General features: G+C 40.6%; 8 protein-coding genes and 1 pseudogene. 8 read left to right on the top strand and 1 reads right to left on the bottom strand.

Translation table 11 applies throughout. The features are described 5' to 3' along the window. Window positions 1-102 precede the first annotated feature (102 nt). The 4 genes from AAC854_RS20995 to AAC854_RS20980 all read left to right on the top strand — a co-directional run bounded on the left by AAC854_RS20995 (window position 103) and on the right by AAC854_RS20980 (window position 3,272). Window positions 103-732, top strand: coding sequence for a recombination protein NinG (locus tag AAC854_RS20995; RefSeq protein WP_340618791.1), 630 nt, complete (start codon window positions 103-105; stop codon window positions 730-732). Next, on the top strand, window positions 729-1,127 hold the full coding sequence (locus AAC854_RS20990) for a hypothetical protein (RefSeq protein WP_340618790.1): 399 nt from the start codon (window positions 729-731) through the stop codon (window positions 1,125-1,127). The genes AAC854_RS20995 and AAC854_RS20990 overlap by 4 nt, the downstream gene beginning before the upstream one ends. Then, window positions 1,075-1,908 carry an antitermination protein gene (locus AAC854_RS20985; RefSeq protein WP_340618789.1) on the top strand — a complete coding sequence of 278 codons (834 nt, stop codon included), beginning with the start codon at window positions 1,075-1,077 and terminating at the stop codon, window positions 1,906-1,908. Before AAC854_RS20990 ends, AAC854_RS20985 begins: the two co-directional genes overlap by 53 nt. A 410-nt stretch (window positions 1,909-2,318) precedes the next feature. Continuing rightward, a complete protein-coding gene (locus AAC854_RS20980; RefSeq protein WP_047965228.1) occupies window positions 2,319-3,272 on the top strand; it encodes a P63C domain-containing protein in 954 nt (317 codons plus the stop codon). Window positions 3,273-3,388: 116 nt separating this feature from the next. Here AAC854_RS20980 and AAC854_RS20975 read toward each other — a convergent pair whose 3' ends face one another. Beyond that, on the bottom strand, window positions 3,389-3,589 hold the full coding sequence (locus tag AAC854_RS20975; protein ID WP_340618788.1) for a hypothetical protein: 201 nt from the start codon (window positions 3,587-3,589) through the stop codon (window positions 3,389-3,391). Between the two features lie 163 nt (window positions 3,590-3,752). Between AAC854_RS20975 and AAC854_RS20970 the strand changes: the two genes are divergently transcribed. The 4 genes and pseudogenes from AAC854_RS20970 to AAC854_RS20955 all read left to right on the top strand — a co-directional run. Further along, window positions 3,753-4,622 (top strand): LAPAL motif-containing putative phage structural protein, encoded by an 870-nt coding sequence (locus AAC854_RS20970; protein WP_273546661.1) that lies wholly within the window; start codon window positions 3,753-3,755, stop codon window positions 4,620-4,622. A 22-nt stretch (window positions 4,623-4,644) separates the two neighbouring features. Further along, a complete protein-coding gene (locus AAC854_RS20965) occupies window positions 4,645-4,899 on the top strand; it encodes a hypothetical protein (RefSeq protein WP_273546660.1) in 255 nt (84 codons plus the stop codon). Next, window positions 4,889-5,347, top strand: coding sequence for a hypothetical protein (locus AAC854_RS20960; RefSeq protein ID WP_273546659.1), 459 nt, complete (start codon window positions 4,889-4,891; stop codon window positions 5,345-5,347). The genes AAC854_RS20965 and AAC854_RS20960 overlap by 11 nt, the downstream gene beginning before the upstream one ends. Before the next feature lie 105 nt (window positions 5,348-5,452). Continuing rightward, window positions 5,453-5,746: pseudogene (locus AAC854_RS20955) on the top strand (site-specific DNA-methyltransferase); the annotation flags it as partial.

Below are 5,746 nucleotides of genomic sequence, written 5' to 3'. Positions count from 1 at the left end.
GGACATGGCCTGCATGTGGAGCAAATTAAATGAAATACCTACTATTCATCGGCTTTTGGACAGCGCTCATGCTGATTATGGGAATAGCGTTAGGGGGATAAGGTGGCAAAGGCGAAAACGCCGAAGCCTAAGATCTGTAAAATTTGCCAATCAGAATTCATTCCATATCTATCCACTCAAAAAGTCTGCTCAGTTCCCTGTGCCGCACAATTCGGAAAAATAGAAACCCAACGCAAGGAGGAGAAAGAACTCCATCGCCAGCGTTCTATTGCGCGTCAGGAACTGAAAGCCAGAAAGGAAAAGCTGAAATCCAAAGCTGACTGGGAAAAAGAAGCTCAGGCATTATTCAATAAATACATACGAGCTAGAGATCATGGCAAAGAGTGTATTAGCTGTGGCTGTGAATTAGCCGGAGCAAGTAACTACCTGACTGGAAGCGCTATCGATGCCAGTCATTATAGGTCAAGAGGGGCGGCATCACATTTAAGATTTAACGTTTTTAACGTCCATTCATCATGCACCAGATGCAATCGTCAACTCAGTGGTAATGCAGTTGAATATCGCATTAGGCTCATCAAACGGATCGGTCTCAGCAGGGTTGAGGCTCTCGAATCAAATAATCAACTACGCAAATTCGATATCGAGTACCTGAAACGGGTGAAAAAGCTATTCGCCCGTCGTGCACGGTATTACGAAAAACGGAGGAAGAGTGAATGCAGGGAGGCAGCATGATCTTCACCGACTTCAAAGAAGCACAGGCTTACGCAAGGAAGCGTCGGCTGTCAGAGGGAAAGCACTTTGCTATCCGGCAGCGTAAAGAGCGTTTGTATGTCACCCGATTATCTGACTGTAAGCGTCCGGCATGGTCAACACTGGATGATATTAGATTTGAGCGTTACGGGATCGCACCACATCGAATTAAGAAATTAGAGCCGTCTGATACACCGTTAATTATTGGGTTACTGGCTTCTGGTCTTTCACAGAGGGCAGTAGCCTATAAATTTGATGTTACGCGTGGAGCAATAAGACGATTAATCAACAGGGTAAAACAACATCATACAGTGGCGGGATCAAATGAAATTAGAATCACTACCAAAATATTTTTCACCGAAGAGCATCATGTTTAGTGACTCTCCAGCCGCAACGGCTACTGATTCATTCTCAATTACCGATGTTATGGCCTCGCTGGGATTGGCGTCCGCTCAGGCGAGGCTGGGTATTGAGCTGTTTTTGGCGAAACAGGGGATCAATAAACCCGATGAAGCGGTGGAGAGTCTCTATCAATATGCACTGACACAAGCACACAAATACAGTGCCATCGCAAAACTCGATGAGGATGTTAGAGCATCTGTGCTGCAAATACTCGCAAATTATGCGTTTCAGGATTATGCGAGAAGTGCAGCCAGTAAAAAGCAGTGCTCTGATTGCGAAGATGGGTTTATTGAAGCAGAGGTGTTTTCTGAAAAGACATACACGCCTTGGAGAGAACGAACTCTCGTTAAAGCCAATTTAAGCATGGGGGTAGAAATTATTCCGGCATCATACGCTAAATTTCGTGAAGTCAGAGAGGTAGTGAGAGTAGTTTGCCCGACATGCAAAGGGAAAAGTGAAGTTGCCTACTCATGCCGCTGCAATGGTCGCGGGGAGGTTCTGGATGCAAAGGAAACCAAGTTGATTGGTATTCCAGTTTTTAAAACGTGCTCAAAATGTTCTGGTCGCGGATATTCCAGACTGAAATTTACAGATGTATGGGGGGCAGTGAAACCGCTAACAGGAGTGTCTAAAACTACCTGTTATGACAAATACCAGCCATTATTTGAGCACTTGGTAACGGAATGTTTTAAAGAGGAGGCTAGAGCTGACTTTATACTGCAAAAACTCACAAAAAGGGAAATAATTTCTATTTAATTTTAAATGAATAGTAAATAACTATTGCATTTATCGGAAAAATAGCCCATCATTATTTCAACGATGGGTTATTGCATCTCGTTAAAACAGAAAAGAATTCCACAGCCTCGCACTCGCGGGGCTTTTTTATACCTGAAATAAACATAAGACTTGCTGTTGCTATCGGTCAAAGTTACATGTGTGTTTATCAAAAAAATGACCAAAAGATCCAATCGTATAGCTAAATAAAATATTAGCGCACTTTTTAGCTAAAATATATTTTTGCTAAGAGTTAAATGCGGTTAACCATATGATTTAAATATTTTTTTGTAAAATGATATTGTTTATAGCTAATTTTATTTTTAGCTATAATTTGATGTTTATTTTTCATTAAGCTAAGATGGCCTCAACTAATAAAAAGAGGCCACTTTATGAACACAAAAGAAAGAGCACGTAAAGCATCAGCTATGTCCGCTATTATCCGTGGAGCACCAAAAGCCACTCATACTGGGGTAATGGCAGCAAATGGTGTTCAATGTGCCGTACTGCCCGATGGTAAAAGGGTTATTTCTATGCAGGGTACTGGGGGACTTGCTGAAACGTTTGGTGTTTCTATTGGCTCTAAAATGCCTAGATGGATTCCAAATGGAAGACCCGGACAACTTCCTTACGTTCTTCAAGCTGGCGAATTAGATGAGTTCATTCCAGATGATTTAAGGAGAGAATTAGCAGAGCCAATTGTTTATAGAACAGGAGGTGGTGCTGCTTACGGTGTTGATGTCACACTTTTACCTGCGATATGCGAGGTATGGATAGAGGCGGATAAAGCGGGTGTATTAAAACAAAAAAATCATATTAATACAGCTATAAAGGCCAATGCACTTTACAAAGCGCTTGCAAGAGTTGGAGCAATAGCACTTGTTGATGAGGCTACTGGTTATCAAAGAGATCGAGAGCGTGATGCTCTGGCTAAAATTTTAGAAGCATTTGTAGCTAAGGAACTGAAACCTTGGGTAAGCACTTTCCCAGTAGATTATTACGAAGGGCTTTTCAAAATTTACGGTCTTGATTACCCCCCTGCGGGAAAGAAGAACTGGAGACCAAGCTTCATTGGCACCGTCACAAACAACGTTGTTTATAGCCGACTAGCCCCCGATTTATTACCTGAATTAAAAAAAGCGGCCTCTCAATCAGAGAGAAAAGCAAAATTACACCAGTGGCTAACTGATGATATTGGGCATCCAAAACTCAGAGAGCACTTAGCATCTATTGTCACTTTGCTTAAAATATCAAAAACCCCTGAGCAATTTTATGACTTAGTTGACACTGTTCATCCGAAATTAATTTTAGAAACAGAACAAGATGATGAGATGAATAAAGAGTAACCCAGCCCTTGGCGCTTTATCAGCATCACAACCCGCCCCGGCGGGTTTTTCGTATCTACCAGTTGTAAACTCTGAGTTTACAACTCGATCGGGGTCGGTCAACATCTATATCGTAGTTAAATCAGCGTGTTAGGTGTGGTTTTGACCATTTCGAGCAACACCTCGATCAGTATAGAGTAAGTCCCATGAAAGATGAGTTCGATGGTTTTATCCAACTCCTGCAAAATATGCAGTAGTTCAAAATCCCGATATCGGAAATCCGATAACGGAACAAATTCAAGGCTGCGCATGGCGTGGCCTTTTTTGTTACACGACATTCGGTCTAGCTTATTCAGTAACCGAAAAATTGATAGGTAAAATCTTCTTTTCAGTTTGAGTTATGAGTGATACTGTTTTAATGTACAGTTGTATTAATTCTCAGTTCACTTGAATGTTGTTTATTCATTAAAATGTGAAAAACTTTTTATAGGTGATAAATACATGTCATTTAATGAACAAACAATAAACATAATTTATGATGGTGAATCACTCAAAAATCATAAAATGGATATCTTGTTCTTTGCTAGCAGCTTGCAAGGTCTTGGGGATGCAATTTATGAGGCTAACTCGATATTAAATGGGGATAGTGAATTCCATGTTGATGTCGATGCAGGGTTAATAGCAGGGTCTTTTGGTTTTAAGTTGTCTGTAAAGCATGGAGCTTCAAACACAAAGGATGTTCTAAAAATAATTGGTTTGCACGCTGCTAGTTTTGTAGTTGGAGAAAAGACCGTAATTGATGTTTTGAAACGACTGGAAGGCAGAAAAGTCGATGTCATTGAAAAGAATAGTACAACGGGTGATGTAAAGTTACTTGTAGATGGGGAAGAGATCGAGTGTTCGGCTGACGTTGAAAAAATAGTAAATTCGCCAAGTATCCGCAAAGCGATAGATTCATTTATTCATAAGCCATTGCAGCATCCTGGGGTTAATAGTTTTGAGGTTAGCGCGGGTGTAATAAAAAAAGACACTCCTGACTTAAAAATCACCAAGGAAGAAGCTGGTAGCTTCAAATCACCAAGAGCCATTTTTGAAACAGAAAAGACTGAAGAAGACATAGAAACTACATTAACATTCGTATCTGCCAACATTCAAAAAAAATCAGGGTGGAACGTCATTATTAATAATGACCCGTATCAGGTAAAAATGGATGATGATGAGTTTATTTTGAAATTAACTCAGCCAGACGCACCGAGCATTTTTGGTGAGTTGTTTGTTGTAAAAATGAAAAAGATAACAATATCAGACTCAGTGAGTAAAAAATCAAGTTATGTCATCCAGAAGGTTGGGCGGCAATTGGGGAAAAAATAATCTCCAAACCTAGGGGTTAACCATGCAAGACATTAATTTTATAGGAATAATAGGGGCGTTGCTTATGACGCCGGCTGTGTTTTATTCCGCCAGGTTAATTCTGAGGGTTTTAATTTATCTCATATTTAACAAAGAAAAGATAACGGTAACCTACCGTGATGCCTCTGGTAGAGAGCAAGAAAAAGTAATTTATCTGAAGAGAGATGATGAATTTTTCTCTGTTCTTGACAAGATAGCAGAAAAAAAAGCTCATGAGGATACAAGGCATGAGCGATGAACAGGCTCTAAGCACCGGTAATAAAGCCATAGGTGTGGCTGGAGGAAGTGGCGCTGGTGTTTTTCTTTTGCAGTTTGCTGAAATGATAAGCGCCGATTATAGAAATATGTATATTGCCAGCGTCCCTTTTGTGGCGATTATTCTTAGTGAGTTGTTTACATTTGTAACTGCATTAATAACATTAGACCCACAGAAACTGAGATTTAAAATATGGTTGTTTTTTAATAAAAGACGGCTGCGTCGGGCAATTAATGGCGGAAGCTTAAACTCTGAAATGCTGGCAAAAGCCCAAACAAGGTACAGCATATGTGTTGGCATTGATGCGGGATTATATAATCCCGAAGATTACTGGAAGCTTGTAGATGAGGCATCATCTACTCCTCCCGCAATCTCACCTGAAGATCAACGCATTGATAATCCAGGTGATTCACAAGAAACCCATGATTAGAAAAATAACTGCACAACCCGCTCAGGCGGGTTTTTAATTTCTGCTGCTGCATCACTCCTAGCACTTCAATAACCAATTCACTATAACTCACAGGGCATTCCACTGATGACCATTGAAGAACGCTACCACTTTACATGGCAGGGTAAAGCCCGTGCGCGTCAACTTGCCCAAACACCATCAACAGGCACGTTACACCCCTGTAAAGAAGACAGTGTGAACTGGGATACCACAGAGAACCTGTTTATTGAAGGCGACAACCTTGAAGTTTTAAAGTTGCTGCAAAAGTCGTATCACAAGAAAGTGAAGATGATTTATATCGACCCGCCCTATAACACAGGCAAGGATTTTATCTATAAAGACAGATTCAATAACAATTGGCTAAATATGATGTACCCCAGA

Origin of the sequence: Xenorhabdus entomophaga, from assembly GCF_037996725.1 — a bacterium.
GTDB lineage: Bacteria > Pseudomonadota > Gammaproteobacteria > Enterobacterales > Enterobacteriaceae > Xenorhabdus > Xenorhabdus khoisanae.
The sequence above is the reverse complement of the archived record's forward strand: the minus strand, read 5'-3'. Positions and strand labels throughout refer to the sequence as shown.